General features: G+C 64.8%; 21 protein-coding genes, 1 tRNA gene and 2 pseudogenes. 8 read left to right on the top strand and 16 right to left on the bottom strand.

The genetic code is table 11. From position 1 onward, the window contains the following. Window positions 1-256: 256 nt before the first annotated feature. The 5 genes and pseudogenes from AL755_RS13135 to AL755_RS24620 form a co-directional block, all read right to left on the bottom strand. On the bottom strand, window positions 257-1060 hold the full coding sequence (locus tag AL755_RS13135) for an amino acid ABC transporter ATP-binding protein (RefSeq protein WP_054011384.1): 804 nt from the start codon (window positions 1058-1060) through the stop codon (window positions 257-259). After that, the gene (locus tag AL755_RS13130; protein WP_082369284.1) at window positions 1060-2049 is read right to left on the bottom strand and encodes an amino acid ABC transporter permease; all 990 of its coding nucleotides are present in this window, start codon (window positions 2047-2049) and stop codon (window positions 1060-1062) included. The genes AL755_RS13135 and AL755_RS13130 overlap by 1 nt, the downstream gene beginning before the upstream one ends. After that, on the bottom strand, window positions 2046-2948 hold the full coding sequence (locus tag AL755_RS13125; protein WP_237762475.1) for an ABC transporter substrate-binding protein: 903 nt from the start codon (window positions 2946-2948) through the stop codon (window positions 2046-2048). Before AL755_RS13125 ends, AL755_RS13130 begins: the two co-directional genes overlap by 4 nt. A gap of 43 nt (window positions 2949-2991) precedes the next feature. Beyond that, window positions 2992-3600: a succinylglutamate desuccinylase/aspartoacylase family protein gene (locus AL755_RS24295; RefSeq protein ID WP_272946714.1), complete on the bottom strand. Its 609-nt coding sequence runs from the start codon at window positions 3598-3600 to the stop codon at window positions 2992-2994. 146 nt (window positions 3601-3746) lie between these two features. Beyond that, window positions 3747-3953, bottom strand: a pseudogene (locus AL755_RS24620) (succinylglutamate desuccinylase); the annotation flags it as partial. A 238-nt stretch (window positions 3954-4191) separates the two neighbouring features. Here AL755_RS24620 and AL755_RS13115 point away from each other — a divergent pair. Further along, window positions 4192-4827: a GntR family transcriptional regulator gene (locus AL755_RS13115; protein ID WP_054011380.1), complete on the top strand. Its 636-nt coding sequence runs from the start codon at window positions 4192-4194 to the stop codon at window positions 4825-4827. 635 nt (window positions 4828-5462) lie between these two features. On the opposite strand, the gene AL755_RS13110 is transcribed toward AL755_RS13115, so the two are convergent. Next, a tRNA-Arg gene (locus AL755_RS13110) sits at window positions 5463-5535 on the bottom strand. A 186-nt stretch (window positions 5536-5721) separates the two neighbouring features. Here AL755_RS13110 and AL755_RS13105 point away from each other — a divergent pair. The 3 genes and pseudogenes from AL755_RS13105 (at window position 5722) to ettA (ending at window position 8742) form a co-directional block, all read left to right on the top strand. After that, a complete protein-coding gene (locus tag AL755_RS13105) occupies window positions 5722-6381 on the top strand; it encodes a single-stranded DNA-binding protein (protein WP_054011379.1) in 660 nt (219 codons plus the stop codon). A 43-nt stretch (window positions 6382-6424) separates the two neighbouring features. Beyond that, entirely contained in the window at window positions 6425-6952 is a 528-nt protein-coding gene (locus AL755_RS24045) for a DUF6993 domain-containing protein (protein ID WP_237762474.1), read from the top strand. Between the two features lie 109 nt (window positions 6953-7061). After that, window positions 7062-8742 (top strand): annotated as a pseudogene (ettA, locus tag AL755_RS13095) (energy-dependent translational throttle protein EttA). A 216-nt stretch (window positions 8743-8958) separates the two neighbouring features. Here ettA and AL755_RS13090 read toward each other — a convergent pair. Beyond that, window positions 8959-9426: an anthrone oxygenase family protein gene (locus AL755_RS13090; protein ID WP_054011378.1), complete on the bottom strand. Its 468-nt coding sequence runs from the start codon at window positions 9424-9426 to the stop codon at window positions 8959-8961. Between the two features lie 169 nt (window positions 9427-9595). Between AL755_RS13090 and AL755_RS13085 the strand changes: the two genes are divergently transcribed. Further along, the gene (locus tag AL755_RS13085; RefSeq protein ID WP_054011377.1) at window positions 9596-10183 is read left to right on the top strand and encodes a TetR/AcrR family transcriptional regulator; all 588 of its coding nucleotides are present in this window, start codon (window positions 9596-9598) and stop codon (window positions 10181-10183) included. Between the two features lie 147 nt (window positions 10184-10330). Next, entirely contained in the window at window positions 10331-11566 is a 1236-nt protein-coding gene (locus tag AL755_RS13080) for an MFS transporter (RefSeq protein ID WP_192841612.1), read from the top strand. A gap of 188 nt (window positions 11567-11754) precedes the next feature. Here AL755_RS13080 and AL755_RS13075 read toward each other — a convergent pair whose 3' ends face one another. The 3 genes from AL755_RS13075 to AL755_RS13065 all read right to left on the bottom strand — a co-directional run bounded on the left by AL755_RS13075 (window position 11755) and on the right by AL755_RS13065 (window position 14416). Further along, window positions 11755-13008, bottom strand: a complete 1254-nt coding sequence (locus AL755_RS13075; RefSeq protein WP_054011376.1) for an RNA polymerase sigma factor — start codon at window positions 13006-13008, stop codon at window positions 11755-11757. 18 nt (window positions 13009-13026) lie between these two features. After that, window positions 13027-13401 (bottom strand): YciI family protein, encoded by a 375-nt coding sequence (locus tag AL755_RS13070; protein ID WP_054011375.1) that lies wholly within the window; start codon window positions 13399-13401, stop codon window positions 13027-13029. A 106-nt stretch (window positions 13402-13507) separates the two neighbouring features. Further along, window positions 13508-14416, bottom strand: a complete 909-nt coding sequence (locus AL755_RS13065) for an acyl-CoA thioesterase (RefSeq protein WP_054011374.1) — start codon at window positions 14414-14416, stop codon at window positions 13508-13510. Between the two features lie 115 nt (window positions 14417-14531). On the opposite strand from AL755_RS13065, the gene AL755_RS13060 reads away from it, so the two are divergent. Beyond that, window positions 14532-15044, top strand: a complete 513-nt coding sequence (locus AL755_RS13060) for an acyl-CoA thioesterase (RefSeq protein ID WP_054011373.1) — start codon at window positions 14532-14534, stop codon at window positions 15042-15044. Further along, complete coding sequence (locus tag AL755_RS13055) at window positions 15044-15712, top strand: hypothetical protein (RefSeq protein ID WP_054011372.1); 669 nt, start codon at window positions 15044-15046, stop codon at window positions 15710-15712. Before AL755_RS13060 ends, AL755_RS13055 begins: the two co-directional genes overlap by 1 nt. Here the strand turns inward: AL755_RS13055 and AL755_RS13050 are convergent. The 6 genes from AL755_RS13050 to pepN all read right to left on the bottom strand — a co-directional run bounded on the left by AL755_RS13050 (window position 15709) and on the right by pepN (window position 21930). Beyond that, on the bottom strand, window positions 15709-16290 hold the full coding sequence (locus AL755_RS13050; protein WP_054011371.1) for a GrpB family protein: 582 nt from the start codon (window positions 16288-16290) through the stop codon (window positions 15709-15711). The two genes, AL755_RS13055 and AL755_RS13050, sit on opposite strands and share 4 nt — an antisense overlap. Next, window positions 16287-16784, bottom strand: a complete 498-nt coding sequence (locus tag AL755_RS24290) for a globin (protein WP_082369572.1) — start codon at window positions 16782-16784, stop codon at window positions 16287-16289. Before AL755_RS24290 ends, AL755_RS13050 begins: the two co-directional genes overlap by 4 nt. A gap of 125 nt (window positions 16785-16909) precedes the next feature. After that, a complete protein-coding gene (locus AL755_RS13040) occupies window positions 16910-17608 on the bottom strand; it encodes a mechanosensitive ion channel domain-containing protein (protein ID WP_054011369.1) in 699 nt (232 codons plus the stop codon). Window positions 17609-17797: 189 nt separating this feature from the next. Then, a complete protein-coding gene (locus AL755_RS13035) occupies window positions 17798-18268 on the bottom strand; it encodes an OsmC family protein (protein WP_054011368.1) in 471 nt (156 codons plus the stop codon). Window positions 18269-18289: 21 nt separating this feature from the next. Further along, complete coding sequence (locus tag AL755_RS13030; RefSeq protein WP_054011367.1) at window positions 18290-19129, bottom strand: SGNH/GDSL hydrolase family protein; 840 nt, start codon at window positions 19127-19129, stop codon at window positions 18290-18292. A 251-nt stretch (window positions 19130-19380) separates the two neighbouring features. After that, window positions 19381-21930, bottom strand: coding sequence for an aminopeptidase N (pepN, locus tag AL755_RS13025; RefSeq protein ID WP_082369571.1), 2550 nt, complete (start codon window positions 21928-21930; stop codon window positions 19381-19383). Between the last annotated feature and the right edge of the window lie 76 nt (window positions 21931-22006).

Genomic DNA, 22006 nt, shown 5'->3' with positions numbered 1-22006 from the left:
GGTTGGAGAAGATGAGAAGGAGGTCGCTAATCCCGAAATACGCGAGCTGTGTCGGAATCAATGAGTGAATGCTGAGGGTCCCATCTCCTTACTGCGGGGTGCAGCTCCCTCGAGGGGGGCGGCGAGCCGTGAGGATTTGCGGGAGCTGCACGCCAGGATCCACAAAGCCGTGGCGCTTTAGACGAAACGGTGGCCGTCCTTCACCGAACATGAGTCTGGTGAAGGACGGCCACCGAAGTGTTCGACCACCGGAGCGTTAGAGGACGCGGCTGAGGAATTCCTGGGTGCGGTGGTGTTGGGGGTTGGCAATGATCTCGCGGGGGTCACCGGATTCGACCACGACGCCGCCGTCCATGAACGTGAGGGTGTCGCCGACTTCGCGGGCGAATCCGATCTCGTGGGTTACCACGATCATCGTCATGCCGGACTTGGCGAGGTCCTTCATGACCTCCAGGACATCGCCCACCAGCTCCGGGTCCAAGGCGGAGGTGGGCTCGTCAAAGAGCATCAATTCCGGTTCCATGGCCAGCGCCCGGGCGATCGCGACGCGCTGTTGCTGGCCGCCGGAGAGCTGGGCCGGGTAGAAGTTCGCCCGGTCCCCGAGCCCCACCCGGTCCAACAGTTCCAGGGCCTTGAGTTTCGCGGCGGCCTTTGATTGGCGTTTGACCTGGGTGGGGGCCTCGATCACGTTTTGCAGCGCGGTCTTGTGCGGGAACAGGTTGAAGCGTTGGAACACCATGCCGATTTCCCGGCGTTGAGCGGCGATCTGCTTGCTGTTTAGATTGTGGAGTTTGCCGTTGACCTCGCGGTAGCCGATCAGGTCGTCGTGGACGTGGATCCGCCCGGCACTGATGGTTTCGAGCAGGTTGACGCAGCGCAGCAGCGTGGACTTGCCCGATCCGGAGGGTCCGATGATGACGGAGACTTCCCCGGGCTTGACGGTCATGTCGATGCCACGGAGTACGTGGTGCTCGCCAAAGTACTTGTGCACGCCCTCGATCCGGACCAGGGGGGCGCCGGCGGCCGGGGTGGTGGCGTACTGCCGTGTGGTTTCAGACATTAGAGGCCACCTTCGGTGTCGTCGGTGGGGTGGGTGATGTTTTCCGCGTTCGGCGGGGCCTTGTGGGCGGCTGCCGCGGCGGCGGTCGCTTTTACGGGGGCCTTCATGACGTTGTCCACTCCCTTGCCGAAGTGGCGTTCGACGAAGTGCTGGCCGACCATCAGGATCGAGGTGATGACCAGGTACCAGAACGCGGCGACGATCAGCAGAGGGATGGGCAGGTAAATCCGGTTCGCGATCGCACTGGTGACGAAGGTCAGATCGTAGGTGAACGGGACGGCCAGCACCAGGGACGTGGTCTTGAGCATGCCGATGGTTTCGTTACCGGTGGGCGGGATGATGACACGCATGGCCTGGGGCAGGATGATTCGCCACATGACCTTGCCCTTGCGCATGCCCAGGGCCTCGGCGGCTTCCATCTGGCCGTTGTCCACGGATTTCAGCCCGGCCCGGAAGATTTCCGCCAGGTAGGCGGATTCGTTCAGGCCCAGGCCCAGGATGGCTGCGACGGTCGCGGTTACGACATCGGCGGTGGTGAAGGAGAACAGTTCGGGCCCGAATGGGACGCCCGCACTGATCTTGGGGTACAGGACCGAGACTAGGCCCCAGAAGACGAGCTGCGTGTAGACGGGGGTGCCGCGGAAGAACCAAACCCACGTCCAGGACACGTAGCGAAACAGGGGGTTGTCGGATTGGCGCATGAACGCCAGCAGAATCGCCAACACGATCGCGATGACCATCGACGTCACTGTCAACAACAATGTCCAGCCGATGCCCCGAATGACCAGGACGTCGAAGAGGTAAAGGCGGACTGTGGACCAGTGGAACTGCGGGTTGGTCCAGACCGAGTGGATGGCCTCGACCAGCGCGGCGACAATAATCACGCCGGCCAACCAGCGGCCCGGGTGGCGAACTGGAACAGCCCTGATGCGGGGAATCTCATCCAAAGCGACGTAGGGCGAGGGCGCTGTAGCCCGTGTTTGTGTCATTGGGTGACCTGGGGGTTGACCACGGCCTCTTTGATGGAGAGGACTCCGACTCCCCATTGGTCCATGATCTTGCCGTAGCTGCCGTCGGCAATGAGTTTGTTCATCACTTTTGCCACTAGGTCCGCCAGGGGCAGGTCGTCCTTGGCGATGGCGATGCCGTTGTGGTCAGGGTTGTACAACTCTCCCAGCATTTCCAACTGCCCGTTCGTCTGGGTAAGCGCGTAGGTGATGGTGGTGCCGCCGGAGACCATGGCGTCGATTCCGCCGCTGACCAGGCGGGTGGTGATGTCTGACTGGGTGGGTAGGCTAACTACGTCTATGGCGGGCTTGCCGGCCTTCACGCAAGCGGCGGAACGACCCGAAACATCCGGGTCTGCCTGCACTGAGCCGGTCTGTACGCCAACCTTCTTGCCACACAAGTCATCGAGGCTGATGTGGTTAGGGTTGCCCTTCTGTATGGCCCAGATGGATCCTGCCGTGAAATAGTCCACGAAGTTTACGGCATCCAATCGCTTCTTGGTGATAGAGAAGCCGCTCATGCCGAGGTCGTATTTGGCGCCCAGTGCGGGCAGGATTGTTGAAAACCCAGCGGTCTCGAAGTTAACCTTTAGCCCCAATGTGGTGCCAATGGCCTTAGCTAGGTCAACGTCGAAGCCCATGGGTGTCTGTCCGTCTGCGCCTCCGAGGAACTCAGCCGGAGGGTACGTGGTGTCCGAGCCGATCGTCAGTGATCCGGTTGACTTGATGGATGCTGGAACAAGGGCAGCCAGTGCGTCATCTTTCGCCACCGAAGTCGGGTCGAAGCTGGCTGTTCCCGAAGTTTGGCCGGTTGTCGGTGTGCCCAGGTTTTGGGAGGCGGTGGTGCAGCCGCTGGCGGCAAACATGCTGGTCAATGCCACAGTCGCCACCAGTGCAAGGCGGATCCGTCGTGATGCTCTCATTTCAATTTTCCAATCGTGAGTGGGCGCGGAGGGGAACACCAATGTTCACCAACGTGGTCCCGGTCTGGACAAGGGTGGGGTGGCGTAGCGTGCAGACGAGTCCGTCCAGGTGGGCCCGGTATTCCTGCCATGGCCGGTCCAGTTCCTCAATGAAGTGGACGCGGCCAACGAGGTCGCCGACGGCAACGTGCTGGCCAAGGTCGACGGAGGGTTCGAACAGTCCTGCCCCACGAGCCATGACGGCCGAGTCGGCTCTCAGCTCAAGGTAGGTGATGCCGTCGTCGGCCCCGGCGGATCCGTCGGCATCACGCCCGCTGTGGGAGGCGGAGTCGTCAGACCCCGACGGTATGGGAAGGACTCCAACGTGCGCCAGCAGCCGGTGGAGTCCGGTGCGTGCTTCCGCGAGGACCCGGCGGTTGACGGTCCCACGGCCGGCAAGTTCAGTGGAGATCATCGTGACGCCCACACGGTCGGCGGCGCCACTAATTGAGCCGGCGACGAAGTCGGGCTTGACCACCACACAGTAGGGCTGCCCGAACGCCTCGACAGCTGCCACCTTTCGGGACCATTTGTCCTCGGTGGGGCCGGCGTAGACGAAGGCTGAGGGGATGTATTCGTTGACTGAGCCTCCGGAGTGGATGTCCAGTGCGAAGTCCGATAAGGGAGTAGGAGACCCTCGATGATCTGTGCAATCTGGTCGGTGGGGCCTCCGGCGGAGTTGCCGGGCAAGGCGCGGTTGAGGTTGGCGCCGTCCACCTGGGACACGCGGCGTCCCTCGCGGACGGCCGGGAGGTTCAGGGACGGAAGAACAATGATGCGGCCATGGACTTGGGCCGGATCGATCCCGCGGATGAGCTCATGGAGAAGTACTTGGCCTTCGTATTCATCCCCGTGGGTGCCGGCCGTTAACAGGATCGTCGGGCCGGCCGTGCCATTCAGACCGGAAATGACCGCAATCGGCACGGGGATGACAGCGCCGTCGTGTTCGTTGTCGGAATGCACGATGGCCAAGTGGCCAAGTTGCTTGCCCGGGGCGGCAAAATCAATGCCGACGATCCGGTCGATAGTATGGGGATTCACTACGCTGTATCCAATCTGTAAGATTGGATACAGCGTAGCCGCGGGATACGGTGAAGTGCAATACTTTTTCTGAGTTGGTCAGGAAAAATTCCCGGCGGCCCGATTTTAGGAGGAAAACAACATGAATGATGTCGGCATCCGTGATCCCCGTCCGCTGGCTGAACGAGTCTACGAGCGAGTATGCGATGAAATCGTCTCGGAGCTCATTGCCCCCGGGGCGCAACTCATCCAGGACCAGTTGGCGGCAAGGTACGAGGTTTCCCGGATGCCGGTTAGGGATGTGCTGGCACGGTTGGAGCACGAGGGAATGGCCGATTTCATCCCGGGGCGCGGCTACTTTGTGAAGGTCCTGGGCGAACAGGACATTATTGACGTTTACGAGGTGCGCCGCGAGATTGAGGCGCTGGCGATCCGCCGTTTCAACGGCCGATATACGCCGATGGAACTCGCTCGGCTCGAGATGTCGCTGGCTGAGGCAGACGCAGTTCGGGACGCGGATTTCGATGCAATCTTCCGCACCAGCACCGACTTTCACTTGGCACTGGTAGATCCATGCCCAAATAGATACCTCTTACAGTCCTTGCAAGCGATTTGGGAAAACCCTGTGCAGCGTCGCATCATCCGCTTCTACAAAAATGACCCCGCCAAGGCCGCTGGCGTTGTAGCCAAACACCGCCGCCTCCTGGACATGGCACGCAAGGGTCAAACAGACCAGCTGATCAAGCACTTGGCAAGCTGTCATAGCCCCCTGAGCTAGCGATGGAGCCTTGGCGCGTGGACCAGGGCCCAGACAACGACGTTGGGCTTGTGCCCCTGGCCACGGCGCTGACCTCCAATGTGGCCGGGGTCGTGCCCTGATCGACTCAGAGAGAAGCCGTTACACAGCAGCGCATCAACCATCATCGGTACTAAAAACGAGGTGGAAAACCCGCTCGAGACCACAGTGCAGGCCTGCACACGTCCAGAGCCGACCACGGCAGACGACCCGACGTACGACAACACCTACTAACTACCGTTGGGACGTGTTCCGAGCGCCAAATAGGGTTGAAAGAGTAGAGCCACTCTCCGGAAGCTGTGCACGCTCGCGGCCCAAAGCTTCCAGCCTCAGCGCAAGGTGTTGCCCGGACGCTGGCACGCTGAGCCGTGAGCACGGTGATCGCAGGTCCTATTTGGTGCCGGTAACTGCCCGGCCGCGTTCGGGGCAGCAAGAACCGCGGAATCTAGACACTTTTGCCACTTAACGCTGAAAATGATGAGTGCTACGCGCCGAAAAAGATGACCCGAAACTCAGGAAAAGTCTGTTGAACTAGATGAGTAAAAGATGAGTTGGGGCAATTTTGGTCCCCGCAGCTCTTGACTTTTGAGGCATAACCGCAGGTCAGGGCCATGTTGTGCCCCGGACTGGAATCGAACCAGCGACCAAGAGATTAGAAGGCTCCTGCTCTATCCGCTGAGCTACCGAGGCGCGGCCCGTCAAAGAAGGGCCTTGTCTAAATTATCAGGTTTGCCGCCGCATCTCCTCCTCCACAGCTGAGCGCTCATGAGGTGTTGTCCACAATCGCGGACAGGCCACTGGTTGCGACTCTCGCGGAGGCGTTAGCTGGAAGCAACCAACCAGCTCCGCAGCAGCGGCCCAGTGAAAGGTAATCCCATGGCCAACTTTCTCACCATCCGAGGGTTCGTGTGTTCAGCAGTCGAAGTCCGAACCACTGCGTCCGGCCTCGTAGTGGGCCACTTCCGCATGGGCTCCACCCACCGTCGCCAGGATCCCATCACCAACGTCTGGGCCGACGGCGACACCAACTGGTTCCGCATTAACATCTTTCGCGCCCTGGCCCAGAACGCCGTCGCCAGCATCCACAAGGGCGACCGCATCATCGTCGTCGGAAAGCTCCACATGGTCAGCTACATCCGCAAGGACGGACACCCGGGGCTCAGTGTTGAAATTGACGCCGAAAGCATTGGCGCCGACCTTCAGTTCGGCACCGCCTTCTATGCCCGGTCCGGCGCGTTGCGGCAGAGTGGCGCGACCACGAGCCAGTACGACGGCGGCACCCAGGGCTACGGTCCCACCCCAGCAACAGGAGACGGAACCGCCTACGTCGCCCCCGACAGTGCGGAGGACTACGGTGAGGACGGCGACCCCGACGGCCTGGAGTCGAGCGCCGCGGCAGACGGCGGGCAATTGGAAGGGGACGCCAAAGGAGCGATCGATGACGCGACGGACCCGGATGCGGAGGCCGCCCCGGGCGACGATGAACTGGTTGACGAAGAAACCGGCGAATTGCTGAAGGAAAAGGCGCCGTTCTGACATGGAGGTCAGCGAGACCTGCCCGTCATGACAGAATGGCGGGGTGACTTTGGACAACATGACACCCCGCCAGGCAAAGCCGTCCGCCACCCGTCGCCTGCGCGCGGCCGGAACGGTATTGGTTCTCGTGGCTTCGCTTGCTGCGTCGGGGTGCTCACTGCTTCCCTCGTCCAATGACTCCAATGACTCCAACGATCCGGCCACCACGGCGGCGACAAGCGCATCAGCCGCCGCGCCAAAAGCCAAAGCCGATGCCAAGCCGACGCAGCCGCCCACGGCGGGCGAGGCGCTTGCCGACAAGGTCAAGGCCTCCCTGACCGCCCTTGGCAACAACACCAGCTCCCCGAACAGGGAACAGATGATGACCGCCATGCTGGACGCCGGCGCCGTCAAGGAAAAGGTGGAAATCTCCATCGATAGGACGCCCACCGGCCTGGCCGTGGACGCCATCGAGGCCGCCGCGCCCGTCGCCAAGGAATGCGTCATTGGCCAGGTCCGTGACGGCAAGGCGGCCGTGACAATTCTGCCGTTGCTCGCCTCGGGACGCTGTTTTGTCGGAGATCAACACTAGCCATACTCCGTCGGCAACCCCGCTCACGGGTGCCGCCTCAAACGCACGCTACGAACACTAGTGGCGAACAAATGTGAGATATGGTCCCGCACCCACTAGCCTTAGGTGTATGGCGGAATTTATTTACACGATGACCAACGCGCGCAAAGCGGTTGGCGAAAAACTCATTCTTGACAACGTAAGCATGTCCTTTTACCCGGGTGCCAAGATCGGCGTCGTCGGTCCCAATGGTGCCGGTAAGTCGACCATCCTGAAGATCATGGCAGGGTTGGACACCCCTCCAACGGTGAAGCCCGCCTCAGCGCCGGCTACACCGTGGGCATCCTGCTCCAGGAACCGCCGCTGAACGAGGAAAAGACTGTCCTGGGCAACGTCCAGGAAGGCGTTGGCGAGATCTACGGCAAGATCCAGCGCTACAACGAGATCTCCGAGGAAATGTCCAGCCCCGATGCTGACTTCGATTCCCTCCTCGAGGAAATGGGCAAGCTGCAGGAAGCCATCGACGCCGCCGACGCATGGGACCTCGATTCCCAGCTCGAGCAGGCCATGGATGCACTCCAGTGCCCGCCCGGAGACTCCGACGTCACCGTTCTCTCCGGTGGTGAGCGCCGCCGCGTTGCCCTGTGCAAGCTTCTGCTCCAGAAGCCTGACCTGCTGCTCCTCGATGAGCCCACCAACCACTTGGATGCCGAGTCCGTCAACTGGCTCGAACAGCACCTCAAGAGCTACGCCGGCGCCGTCCTGGCCGTAACCCACGACCGGTACTTCCTGGACCACGTGGCCGAGTGGATCGCCGAAGTCGACCGCGGCCACCTGTATCCCTACGAGGGCAACTACTCCACCTACCTGGAGAAGAAGCGCGCCCGTCTGGAAGTCCAGGGCAAAAAGACGCCAAGATGGCCAAGCGTCTCACTGAGGAACTTGAGTGGGTGCGCTCCAACGCCAAGGGCCGCCAGACCAAGTCCAAGGCCCGTCTGGCCCGCTACGAGGAAATGGCTGCCGAGGCTGACCGCACGCGCAAGCTTGACTTCGAAGAGATCCAGATCCCGCCGGGACCGCGCCTCGGCGGCGTCGTCCTCGAAGCCAACAAGCTGCAAAAGGGCTTCGGCGACCGCGTCCTGATCGACGGACTCTCCTTCACCCTGCCCCGCAACGGCATCGTCGGCGTCATCGGCCCGAATGGTGTGGGTAAGTCCACCCTGTTCAAGACCATTGTTGGCCTGGAACCGCTCGACGGCGGCGACCTCAAGGTGGGCGAGACCGTCAAGATCTCCTACGCCGACCAGAGCCGCGGCGGCATCGACCCCGACAAGACCCTGTGGGAAGTCGTCTCCGACGGCCTCGACTACATCCAGGTCGGCAACGTCGAAATGCCCTCCCGCGCCTATGTTGCAGCCTTCGGCTTCAAGGGCCCGGACCAGCAGAAGAAGGCCGGTGTGCTCTCCGGTGGTGAGCGCAACCGCCTCAACCTGGCCCTGACCCTCAAGCAGGGCGGCAACTTGCTGCTCCTCGATGAGCCCACCAACGACCTCGACGTGGAAACCCTCAGCAGCCTCGAAAACGCGCTGCTCGAATTCCCCGGCTGCGCCGTGGTGGTATCGCACGACCGTTGGTTCCTGGACCGAATCGCCACCCACATCCTGGCCTATGAAGGCACAGACGAGAACCCGGCCAACTGGCACTGGTTCGAGGGCAACTTCGACTCTTACGAGGAGAACAAGGTGGAGCGTCTCGGCGCCGATGCGGCCCGCCCGCACCGCGTCACCCACCGCCGCCTGACCCGCGACTAATCCCCACGCCCTCCCGGAGCTCGTACCTCGCTCCGGGGCCCTCGGGCGCGTGGGCCCAGCACCTGCCGACCTGGATAAATCGCTCCGCGATTTCCCGGGAACCTGGTAAGCGTGGGCCCAACCAAAAGTAATGGCCGGTTCCTTTTGAGGAACCGGCCATTACTTTTTGGCGCAGTGCGGAAGCGAAGACTTTCGGATGCATGTGGGGGAGAGGCGCTACGCCGCGGCCAACTGGGCGGCGATGGACAGCACGAAGAACGCGAAGGCAAGAATCGCTGCCGAGGAACGCAGGATATCCAGCTGCTCCCAGCGCCGCACCTTCGCCTGCCAACTCTCGGGCGGCGCGTCGTGGTGCCATGCCCCGATTTCGATGTTGATCGGCACGGTCCCCAGGGCCGTCACCAGCACCAGGACCAGAAGTGCCGCGGCGGCCGCCCAACGGAAGCCCCAGCCCGGCCCGGAGCCGGCGAAGATCAGCGTGGCCGCACCCGCAAGAACGGTAGGCACCAGGATCGACGGCACCACAATACGCAGGCGTCGGATCAGCCCCTGCCGCGCAAGGATCTGTGCAGGCTCGTCAAGAATGGCCAACGACGGGTGCACCCCATAGCGCACCACGAATTCCTCGCCCGCCAACAGTCCAGCCAGGAAAAGGGTCACGAACTGCAGCGTCATCAGCGCCATGGCATGGCCCCGTTGCCACGAGGATCGGCAAGGGCCGGTTGAACGGTGGATCGGATCATGATGTTCTCACCTACAGGTGGGGCTGCGAATGAAGGGGCACTGAAGGAATATCAGGCCATAAACACGCAGCCTACCGACCGGCAGGTAGGTTGTCCAGTATGCTGAAATCATGGACGAGAAAACGCAGCGCAGCGGCAGGGACACCAAGGCGGAGGCACAACGGGTAGCCCTGGCCCTCTTCAGCGCGAAGGGCTACGAGGCAACCTCGCTGCGGGAAATCGCCGACCACCTCGGCATCAGCAAGGCATCGCTCTACTACCATTTCAAAAGCAAAGAGGACATCGTCACCTCGCAGATGACCTCCCGCGGCAATGAGGCCGCCGAACTCCTCGCCTGGACCCGCACTCAACCCGCCAGCCCCGAGCTATTGGAGCGAACGGTACTCCGCTGGGTCGACGGCACCACCATCGACAAACTACGCGGCATCCGCTTCATCAACACCAACCCCGCCCTCATGCGCACCATGAAGGACGGCCCCGGCGTCGGCACTCTCCGCGAGAGCCTCAGCGAGATCGCGGAATTCCTCGCCGGCGACCAGGCGGATCCGGCCCGGATCCTCCTGATCCGCATGGCCTTGCTGAGCATCAACTCCGCAGCCAGCGCAGCAGCCGGAACACCCACGTCCGATGAGGACATCGTCGAGGCGGCAAGGTCCATGGCTCGGGCCCTGCTCGCCGAACTCCGTTCCCTGGACTAAAAATGTACGACGCCGGCACGCACCCGGGTGCCCGGGCTGCGGACCCGCTCGGGTCGCCAAGTGCGGGGCAACGACCCCGCAAAGGGCGAGTTCCAGTGTTTGGACACGTTTTCATCCGGCCCGATGCACGAGCGTAGCGTTGCCGTCATGCCATCGAAAACACCCGCCAAGACCACGGCCATTGGTTCCCCGCAACGTGCGGGGAGCCTGACACGCGCCTGGTGGATGCTTGGGATTGGCGTTGCCGCGCAGACGGCCGGCACCGTTTTCGTCAGCGCACCGGCCTTCCTGATTCCCATGCTCCACCAGGAACGGGGACTGTCCCTGGCTCAAGCGGGCTTGTTGGCGGCGGCCCCCACCCTGGGCATGGTCCTGACGCTGATCCTCTGGGGTGCCCTCGCCGATCGAATCGGCGAGAAATGGGTCATCGCAGGAGGACTGGCCCTGACTGCACTGGCCACGATGGGGGCCATGGCAGCGCAGGGCTATGTGGGGCTCGGGATCTTCTTCATCCTGGGCGGCATGGCCGCGGCCAGTACCAACGCGGCCAGCGGACGCGTCGTGGTTGGCTGGTTCCCCAAGGACCGCAGGGGGCTGGCCATGGGGATCCGCCAGATGGCACAGCCGCTCGGCGTGACGGTGGCAGCGGTGACCGTCCCGACGCTCGCCGCGGGCCCTGGGATCGCCGCGGCCCTGGCCGTCCCTCTGGTCCTGACTGCCGTGCTGGCCGTGGCCTGCGGCATCTGGATCGTCAATCCGCCGCGTCAGGCTAAGCCAGTCGGTTCCGCAGTAGTGGCAACGGCGAATCCGTACCGACGCAACAGCTTCCTGTGGCGGATCCACGCCGTGTCGATCCTGTTGGTGGTGCCCCAGTTCACGCTGTCGACGTTCGGCCTCGTCTGGCTCGTCACCGCGCTGCACTGGGACGCTTTGGCCGCCGGCATCCTGGTGGGTGTGGCCCAGTTCGTAGGCGCTGTTGGCCGGATTGGTACCGGGATCCTGAGCGACCGCGTGGGCAGCCGGGTCAGGCCGTTGCGCTGGGTGGCGGTCGCCGCGGCCATTGCCATGTTGGTCTTGGCCGCCACCGATGCGGCCCACTGGGGTGCGGCCGCCGTCGTCATGGTCATCGCCACGACCATCAGCGTCGCCGACAACGGCCTTGCGTTCACCTCGGTTGCCGAGATGGCCGGCACGGCCTGGGCCGGGCGGGCCCTGGGCGCACAGAACACGGGGCAATTCATTGCGGCCTCGGCGGTGGGCCCGGCCATCGGCGCGCTCATCGGGGTTGTTGGCTACCCGCTGGCATTCGTCGCCGCCGCGCTCTGCCCTCTCGTCGCTGTCCCGCTGATTCCCCGGGCCGACGCCGAACACGATCACCTCTAGCGAGCCTGGGTCTCGACAAGCTCTACCACCGGGGTCTCGACAAGCTCGACCACCGGGTTTCGACAGGCTCGACCACCTGGGTCTCGACAGGCTCGACCACCGGGGTCACGACAAGCTCAACCACCGGTTTCGTTGATCGAGCTTGTCGAGATCCTGGGTTTCGACAGGCTCAACCACCGAGGACAGGCTCAACCATGCGGCTCCGGCAAGCCTGCTAACCGGCGCTGTAGATATGCACGGTCGTCGGCACTGAGCTCGCCGGCCAGCGCCTGCCGGTAGGCCTCAGCGGCGTCGGCGAACCGTCCCAGCCTGCAGAGCAGTTCGGCGCGGGCCGCCCAGGCTTGGCCCGCCAGCGCGCTGCCAATACGCGGAGCCAGCTCCGCCAATTCGTCCAGCGCGGCTTCGGGCCCGACATCGGCGCTGAAGCCGCGGACGATAATGCGGTTCAGCGCCACGGACGGTGCCGGCCACACCTCGTAGAGCCGGTTGTACAGCCGCCCGATGGCGGGCCAATCCGTCGCCTCCCAGGACGGCGCCGCGCTGTGCAGTCCGGAGATACCCGCCTGCAACGCAAAGCGGCCGCCGCCCGGCAATGCAATGGTTGCCAGCCGCAAGCCCTCGGCGATCAGCTTTTGATCCCACGCGGACCGGTCCGCGTCGGCCAAGGTGACGGGAACGGCGTCGTCCGCCAAGGGAAGTTGGCGTGCCTCGGTGAGCAGCATCAGCGCCAGCAGGCCCTGCGTTTCCAGGTTCCTCGGCAAAAGTGCGGCGAGCTCGCGCCCCAGCTCGATGGCCGTACCGCGGGTGGCCGCGGCGGTGAGCTCGGTGCCCGCCGGGATGGCGTGTCCTGCTGTGTAGAGCAGGTAGATGGTGGTCAACAGGGTGTCGAGGCGCGGTAAAAGGTGCTCGGCAGTCACCAGATCCGCACCGGCAGGATCGGCCCGTGCATCAAGGGTGGCCACCTTTTTCTTGGCCCGGGTCAGCCGTGCCGCCATGGTGGCCTCGGGAACCAGGAAGACGCCGGCGATGGCCCGGGTGGTTGCGCCGCAGACAAAGCGCAGCGCCAGTGCCGCCCGGTCCTCCTCGGACAGCTCCGGGCGGGCGAGCAGGCCCATCAGCAACAGGCGTTCATCACCGGAAAACATGAAATCCTCCCCGGAAGTACTGGAGGTGACGGCCGCGTCAGTCCTGGCATCACGCGCAAGGTCCGGCAGCATGCGTTGCAGGGTTTGGCCCCGGCGGAGGCTGTCCACGGCAATCCTGCGCGCCGTGGTGGTGATCCACGCCGACGGGTTGCGGAGAGGAGTGCCCGCGGTGAGCGCCCGCACGAACGCCTCCTGGACGCAGTCCTCCGCCAATGCGAGGTCGGAGGTGTACCGCGCAACTGCGCCCACAATCAGGGGCCAGTCGCGCCGGTACGCGTCCTCAAGGGAGGTGTCCACACCTCATTAAAGCGCGGTTCAGACGGCGGATGGGTAGGAACTGGCGTGTATCACCGGGTACAGTTCCACGGATCCGCCGGTGGGAATCATGCCGGCCAGGTGGTGCGCCTGGGAGTCGTCCGGCAGTTCGAGCAGGTAGAAGCCGTGGTTGACTTCCTTGCTCTCGGCAAACGGGCCGTTGGTGAAGATGGCGGGCCGGCCGTGGGTGCTCGGCTGGATGTGGACGGCGTTGTCGGCCTGCAACCCGCCGGTGTTCAGCACGCGGCCGCCGGCGGCCGCAACGGCGTCGACGAAGGCGGCGTGGGCCGCCATGGTGTCGGTCCACATCTTTTCCGTCACCGTGTCCGGGTCAAAGGTGTGTTCGCGAATGATGGCCATGAATTGCACGCTCATGATGACTCCTCAACAGGGGCTGCGGCCAGCCTGGGTAGCGCACTATTTCGCCAGTCTACGCCGGAGCAATTCAGGGCGGTGAGCGGCCGCCGCCCGAGAACAGCTGTTACGTGTCGGCCAGGTCCTCGTCCGGAATTCGGATCATGCCTTCCTGCGCCACGGAGGCCACCAGGACGCCGTTTTGGTCGAAGAAGCGGCCGAAGTTCAGGCCGCGGGCGCCGGATGCGCTGGGGGATTCGGCCACGTACAGCAGCCATTCGTCCACCTTGACGGGCCGGTGCCACCACATGGCGTGGTCGAGGCTGGCGACGCTCAGCCCGGGCTTGCTCCAGTTGATGCCGTGCCTGCGCAGCGACGGTTCCAGCAGCGTGTAGTCGCTGACATAGGCCAGCGCGGCGCGGTGCAGGTTTTGGTCCGCCGGCATGGGCCCGGTGGTTTTCACCCAGACGGCCTGGTGCGCCACGCGCTCGCCCCGGACGGCCAGGTAGATGCTCTCGCCGACGTGGCGGATGTCGAAGGGCCGTTCATACGCCCACGATTGCGCCACGGGGTGGTCGATGCTGCCGAGGATATCGGCCGCGCTGGGCACGTCCTCGGGTCCGGGCACGTTCAGGGGCATCTCGGCCTGGTGGTCGATGCCGTGGTCTGGCACCTGGAAGGAGGCGATCATCGACAGGATCGTTTGGCCGCCCTGGTAGGCGTGCGTGCGGCGGGCCGAGAAGGAGCGCCCGTCGCGCAACCGCTGGACGCCGAAAGTAATGGGTGAGGCCGCGTCCCCGGGCCGCAGGAAATATCCGTGCATGGAGTGCACCAGCCGGTTTTCGTCCACGGTCTTGCTGGCCGCGATCAGTGACTGGGCCAGCACCTGGCCGCCAAAGAGGCGCGGATGGACGGCACTTTCCTGCCCCAAACCGACAAAGATGTCCTCGTCGGTTCGCGCGCCGTCCGCCGTCGACAGGTTCAGCAGGCCCAGCAGCGTCTCGATCGGCGTCGCATCCGGGGAAATTTCGTTCATGGTGTGACTCTATGTGTCCGCCCGGCCCCCGGACAAATGGCCTCCGCCCTCCCCGCGGACGCCCGGTAGGACCGCCCAATTGGTGGCCGGGGTGCCGCTTTGAGAAGATGAGGGAATGGCCCAGGTAATCCAAATTCCCCTCCAAGTTCGATTCGGCGACATTGACGCCTACGGCCACGTGAACAACGTGACGTATTTGCAGTACCTGGAGGACGCACGGGTCCAGCTGATCCACACCCCGCTTGGCGCGTCCGCCGCCCCCGGCACCTCAGCCGAGACAAGTTTCAACGACCTCATCGATGACGACCACTTCGTCCTGGTAGGCCGCAACGAAATCGAGTACCTGGCGCCCATCTCGTTCCGGCCCCAGCCCGTCTACGTCAACATCTGGATCACCCGGATCGGCGGTTCCAGCTTCGAATTCGGCTACACCGTCACGGAAAAGGACGGCTCCACGATCTACGCCCAGGCCGCCTCCTCGATGGTTCTCGCTTCCCGCACCACGGGCCGTCCCATCCGCCTCGGCGACGCCCAACGCCACGCCCTGGAAACCTGGCAGGGCAATGACGTCCCGTTCCGCCGCCGCCCAGCCCAAGCGGCCGTCGCCGCGACCGAAGGAGCACTCTAATGCCCACAGCCACCAACACGGACGAGTTCCGGCTCGCCGACGCCGGAACCGTCGCGGACCTGCGCACCTTTGTCACCCGGGCGCGTACGGCGGACGACGGCGGGATTCGGCTTCAGGGGGCCGGTCACGTCCTCGCCGCGTATGTGTGCGTCATGCGGGCCAAGCTCCTGGGGGAGGGCACCCCCACGATCCTGGGCCTGCGCACCATGGCCCTGGCGACGCCGTCGACCATGGACCTGACCGTCAGCCTCGCCTCCATTGCCGACCGGCTGGCCCGGATGGACGAAGACGACCTCGCGCTGCCGATCCCGCCCATGACGATCAATGAGTCGTGGGCCGCCGTCAGCGCCCCGCGCGGGGCATGGGAGCAAATTACCGTGATTGACGCCGAGACGCTTATCAAGGCGGCCAAGGACGGGGTGAAGGAGATCGGCCAGATCATTCCCGTCAATCCCGGGGCGCTCATCGTGAACAACGCCCGCGCGGCCGTGTGGGGCCGGCCCATGGCCGGATTCGAGCACGACATACCGGCCGGGGCAGCTTTCGCCGCCTACGCACTGGGCTTCGTGGCTCCCGGTGAGACCGCTGCGGTCTTCACCTCGCACCGCTGGCTGCGCCTGAGCACGAGCCGCGGCCACATCTTGGTCCGGCCGACGGCGACCTTCTAGCCCTGGGCTCGGGTCTCGACGGGCTCGACCACCGGGTGGGCGCGGGCGTCGGCCAGGAGTTGGGCGATGACACCGGACTTGGCTGCCGCGTAGTAGTTCATGTCGGGCCAGCTTTGCCCGGCCAGCCGTTTCTTCGTCTCGGCATAGAGCGCCCGGGCCGGTGCACTGCTGCGCAGCCAGTCGCGCAAGGTTAGGTAGTCCACCGATTCCTGGCGCCCGGGCGCGTAGAGGTGGATGTGCACGTTCTTCGCCGGCGTGCGGAACATGCGGTGGTCCGGCTCGCGAACCCGCAGCACGAAGCCGGCGTGTTCCATCGCCGTCAGGTAGGAGTCCTCGTCCTCGACCGATGCGACGGTGAGCAGGATGTCGATGATTGGTTTCGCGGCCAGGCCCGGAACCGAGGTGGAGCCGATGTGGTCCACCGACAGCGCGAGCGGACCCAGCGCCTGGCCAATCACCTCGGCGAGCCGGACAAACCTGGCCGGCCAGCCGGCGTCGTACTCCACGACCTCAATGGTGACGTGTTCGCGCCCGCCAATGAGCACCGAATCCAGCAGGGCGTCGAACTCGTCCGTCACGGCGTGGGGGCGCTTGAGGCCGAATTGACCAGGGAGTGGGCGGCGCGTTCCAGGTAGTCCCAGAGTGTGGCCTCATGCAGCGGGGAGAGGTGGATGGCGTCGACGCCGGCGCGCATGTGCAGCAGCCAGCGGTCCCGGGCCTCCGGGGTCACGGCGAACGGCATGTGGCGCATGCGCAGGCGCGGGTGGCCGCGCTCCTCGAGGTAGGTGCGCGGTCCGCCCCAGTACTGTTCCAGGAACATGAGCATGCGGCGCTCGGAGGGGCCCAGGTCCTCGTCCTCGTACAAGGGGCGCAGCAGCTCGTCGCCGGCGATGCCCTGGTAAAAGACATGGACCAGCTTGGCGAACGTTGCGTGGCCGCCGATCTGGTCGTAGAACGTGTCCGCGCCGGTGGCCTCGTCCTTTTCGCCGGGTGCGGTTGCAGGCGCGGTGGCCGCAGTTGGAACCGCTGCCGGGGCCGCGGCCGACGACGCCTCCGCGGCCCGGCCGCGCATCACCGGGATAGGGAGCATGCGGGCCAGCGGCTCGCCAAAACGGGACGGAATGGGGATGCCGGCAGCGTTGTCGGCAGGTGTTGACTCGGTTCCGGGGGTCTTTGGGGTGTGCTCGGCACTCATGGCTAGCCGTCGGCTTTCTGTGGTTGCGGTTGGGTGGGGTCGACCAGGCCGGCCGGCCCGCCGTCGTCGTTGTCCGGACCGGCCTCGGGGTCAACGTAATCGCCCTGGGAGCGATTGCCCAGACGCAGGATTTCGCCGTTGCGCAGGTACCAGATGGTGCCGTCGTCGGAGCGGACCCGGGTGATGCGCAGGCCCACGGATTCGACGGTGCCGATGACCTCGCTGGTCTGGATGACGTCGCCGATCCCGTACTGGTCCTCCAGGGTGATGAAGATGCCGGCCAGGAAGTCGCGGACCAGTTGCTGGGCGCCGAAACCGATCGAGACGCCCACCACGCTCACGCTGGCAAGCAGCGGTGTGAGGTTTACATGGAACGCCAGCAGCACGTAGAAGCCGACCACCACCACGATGATGACGGTAAGCACCGAGTTCAGCAGCGATCCGATGGTCTCGGCCCGCTGGGTGCGCCGTTCGGTATCGAGGTTCTTCAGCACGGGGTTGAAGGTGCGCAACACCGGCTGGGCCCACGCCAGGCCCTTGCTCTTCCACGGCGGCTGGGCCGCCTTGACACGGTGTACCAGGCCGCGGATCAGGTAGTGCACGGCAAGCCACACGATGAGGCCAATCGCTATGGCGATCCCCGCGTCCTTGAAGTGGAACCAGATCGTGTTGACTTGGTTGTCGAGTGTTGCCGTTATCACGCGTTAATCACCTGGTGTCTTTCCGTCCGTCAGGGAATGTCTTGCGTGGTTAAGCCTAGCGGCCGAGGGGCCCCAAGTGAGCGCACGGCGGCGAGGGTCCCGCCGCGAGCTTGCGAGCGGTGGGAGCCGCTGGGGACGCAGCGAGCTTGGGGAGGGCGCTAGGCGCTAGCGGCCGAGGGTGAACGGGCGTTACTGAAGCAGGCCCGGAGCGTGGTGCACGGGAAAGTTGACGCTGCGGGCAATGAAGCACTTTTGCGAGGCCTCGGCGTGCAGGCTCAGGGCGAGTTCCGCCGTGGCAGGATCCGCCACCGCGATCTGTGGGTTGAGCGTCACGGAACTGAACTGGCCGCTGCCGTCGGGGTTGAGCACCATGGTGCCGGTGGCCCTGTCCTCGTACTTGGTGACAACCACGCCATGCAGGACGGCGACATGCAGGTAGGAGAGCATGTGGCACTCGGACAGCGCCGTCACCAGCAGCAATTCCGGGTTCCAGCGCTCCCGGTCTCCATGGAATGTTCTGTCCGCCGACCCCAGCAAGGTGGGCACACCAACGGCCGTGACACTGTGGTCGCGGCCGTAGGCCCTGTAATCGGACGTTCCGGTTCCCTTGTTGCCGGTCCAGAAGACGTTGATTTCGTAGTGGTGTTCGCTCAGTCCCATATGGCCAAGCGTAGCGGGCTGTCAGAGGAACGGGCGGATGGCGGCGGCGTAGCCATTGAGGTAGCCGGCGGCGTTTGGGTGGAAGGGGAAGTTGTTGCTGCCGAACGGTGCCGGGTAGTTCAGCCAGGGGTCCGCCGATGGCAAACTGTGGCCGGCGAAGCGGTATGCCACCGGCACGTAGGCGACGCGGTTGGACAGCGCGGTCACGGCCAGGACGCCGTTGAGCAGATCGGTGGAGGCGTTGAGGAGTTTCGCGCCGGCAACCTGGGTGGCCGTAAACGTCGGTGCGGTCATGTTTTGCGGTTCAAGGAGGTGCGGGTAGCCGAGGTAGAGGATCTTCGCCTGGGGTGCCTTGGCCTTGATCGCCTTGAGCATGGCGGTGGCGCTCTTGGGCAGCTTCGTCATGAGGACGATGGAGTTCGCGACGGCCGCCTTGCACGCCGCCGCGGTCGACGTCGGGAGCAGGCAGGTGGCCACTGCCGTCGTCCAGCCGACGTCGTTGCCTCCGGCCGTGAGCGTGATTAGTTTCGTAGTGGCGGGAAGCTGCGGCACCTCGAGGGCGGTGACTTCGGTGGTGGTGAATCCGGCGCAGGCAATGTTCGTGAGCGTGTCCCCGGTCATGGCGGCGACGTCGTTGCCGTAGCCGTTGCTGCTCTGGAAGCAGGGTGGGATCTCGGTGTTGTTGCCGGCACCCGAGCCGGCCGAGTATGAATCGCCCATGACCGTGTAGGTGACCGTGGTCTGGGCGGTTTGGGTTTGGGCGTTGGCCGGGGCTCCGGCAATGCCGGCAACCATTCCCAGCGAGAGGAGCGCGACGGCTCCGGCGCGGGCGGAAATTCCCTTGAAATGGTGTGTGAACATGCCCCGAAACTACTCCCGAAACCGACCCGGGGATAGACTTTGGTCAGTGTTAGATCGCGCTCCTGCGCGCCTGTGGAGGAGCCGCTCAACGCCAAGCAAAAACACCCCCAAACGCAGTTGAAGGGGCAGATCTCCGCGGAGATCCGCCCCTTCAACGTTGGGCCCACGCGCCCGAGGGCCCCGACGCGAGCTTGCGAGCGTTGGGAGGGCGCGGGGATTATCTGGGCTCTCAACGTTGGGAGGGCGCGGGGTTAGGCGTCTGCGGCCTGTGCCTTCAGTGCGCGGACCACGCCGTCGCGGCTTTCCACCACGAGGCGGCGCAGCGCCGGAGCCTCGTCGCCCAGTTCAGCCAGGAACGCATCCGTGGCGTCCAGCGTGGATTGTGCCACCAGCTGCGAGGGGTACAGTCCCGTGACGATCGTGGAACTGATCTCGTAGGATTTCTGCGCCCACACGGTGCGGATCGCGGCAAAGTACTGCGCCACGTACGGCTCCAACAGATCGGTGTCCCACACGCGGCCGAATCCGGCGATCGCGGCACGCTGCACGGCGTTGGCCGCGTCGCCCCGTTCGACGACGGACGCCCACGTGCGTGCCTTGGACTCGGGGGTGGGGATGGCTGCCGACGCCGTTGCCGCCGCGAGCTGTCCGGTCTGGGTGTTGTCCGCGGCGAGTTCGGTGTCGATGTTGCCCTGTGCCGCACGGCCGCCGGCCACCAGGGAGGTCAGCAACTCCCAGCGCAGATCCTGGTCAATCGTCAGACCGTCGAGGACCATGGAGCCACCCAGGAGGTCCTGGACGATGTCGAGCTGGACGTCGGACTGGGCCAGGGACGCGAACGCCTTGGCGAACTGCAGCTGCGCGTCCGAGCCCGCCGCCGCGTCCTTCGCCAGCGTCCAGATGGTGTCCGCGGCCGCCACGGCGGTTGCCTCCCGGTGTTCCGGGGCCACGTAGAAGTGCAGCGTGCTGGCCAGTTGGCGCAGCAACACCATGATGACGGTCGAGTCGGTTTCGTGCCCAACGTTTGCCAACACCAATTCGACGTACTCGCGGGCGGGGGTTTCGCCGTCGCGCGCGGCATCCCAGGCCGACGCCGAGACCACTGTGCGCGGCAGCGAGTCGCGGAAGTCCTTCAGGTGCGCCTTGGCTGTGTCCAGGGAGGCCGGGTCGAGCCGGATCTTGGCGTAGGCGAGGTCGTCGTCGTTGAGCAGGATCAGCGCCGGGCGGACCAGGCCCACCAGCTCGGGGACCTCGGTGACTGCGCCATCCACATCCAGTTCCACCCGGTGCGTGCGGACCAGCTTGCCGGCGTCCTCGCCGTCGGCGGCCAGGTTGTAGAAGCCGATGGCGGCGCGGTGCGGGCGCAGCACGGGGTGCTCGGCCACGGCGGACTGCAGGATCGAGAAGGAGGTGATGACGCCGTCGTCGTCCACCTCGACGGCGGGCTTGAACGTGTTCACCCCGGCGGTCTCGAGCCACATCTGCGTCCAGGACTTCAGGTCGCGGCCGCTGGCGGCTTCCAGCTCCACCATAAGATCGGGAAGTTCGGTGTTGGACCAGGCGTGCTTGGCGAAGTAGGCGCGCACGCCGGCCATGAACTCCTCCTGGCCCACCCAGGCCACCAGCTGGCGCAACACCGAGGCGCCCTTGGCGTAGGTGATGCCGTCAAAGTTCACCATGACGTCCTCAAGGTCCTTGATCTCGGCCTTGATGGGGTGGGTGGAGGGCAGCTGGTCCTGGCGGTAGGCCCAGGACTTCTCCAGCGAGGAGAACGTGGTCCAGGCATCCACGTACTTGGTGTTCTCCGCGGCGGCCAGGGTGGACATGAACTCGGCGAAGGATTCGTTGAGCCAGAGGTCGTTCCACCAGCGCATCGTGACGAGGTCGCCGAACCACATGTGGGCGAGTTCGTGCAGGATGGTGATGGCGCGGCGTTCCACCATGGCGTCGGTGACCTTGGAGCGGAACACGTAGCTTTCCAGGAACGTGACGGCACCGGCATTTTCCATGGCGCCGGCGTTGAACTCGGGCACGAACAGCTGGTCGTACTTCGGGAACGGGTACGGGGTGCCGAACTGCTTCTCAAAGAACTCGAAGCCCTGGCGGGTCAGTTCAAAGACGTTGTCCGCATCCATGAACTGCATGAGCGACTTGCGGGCAAACACGCCCAGCGGGATGACCCGGCCGTCGGAACTGGTCAGCTCGCTGCGCACGGACTCGTACGGGCCGGCGACCAGTGCGGTGATGTAGGAGGACATGGTCAGCGTGGGCGCAAAGTGCCAGGTGGCGCGGCCCTCGCCGGCCGCGGCGGGCTCCGGGGTGGGGGAGTTGGAGATGACGTCCCAGTGGGAGGGGGCGGTGACGTGGAAGGTGAAGACGGCCTTCTGGTCGGGCTGCTCGAACACGGCAAACATGCGCCGGCTGTCGGGGACCTCGAACTGCGAGTACAGGTACACCTCGCCGTCCACGGGATCCACGAAGCGGTGCAGGCCCTCGCCCGTGTTCATGAACAGGGCATCGGCCTCAACCGTGAGCACGTTCTCGGCGGCGAGGTTCGGCAACTGGATGCGGACCCCGTCGGACACCGTGGCCGGGTTCAGCTCCACGCCGTTGAGCGTGACCTTGTGGACTTTGTCCGTGACGGCGTCAATGAACGACGACGCCCCTTCCGTCGCGCTGAACGTCACGGTGGTGGTGGAACCGAAGGTGGCTTTCGTGGCGGTGAGGTCCAGCGTCACGTCATAGCTCTTGACGGTGAGGGTGGCGGTGCGCTCAATGGCTTCGGCGCGGGTCAGGTTCATACCGGGCAAGGTGATGCCTTCCGTTCGGTTGTCGGTGGACAAGGTGCCGGACAAGGTGGCCCGCCGGCGAGGTGTG

It is taken from the genome of Arthrobacter sp. ERGS1:01 (assembly GCF_001281315.1).
GTDB lineage: Bacteria > Actinomycetota > Actinomycetes > Actinomycetales > Micrococcaceae > Specibacter.
The sequence above is the reverse complement of the archived record's forward strand: the minus strand, read 5'-3'. Positions and strand labels throughout refer to the sequence as shown.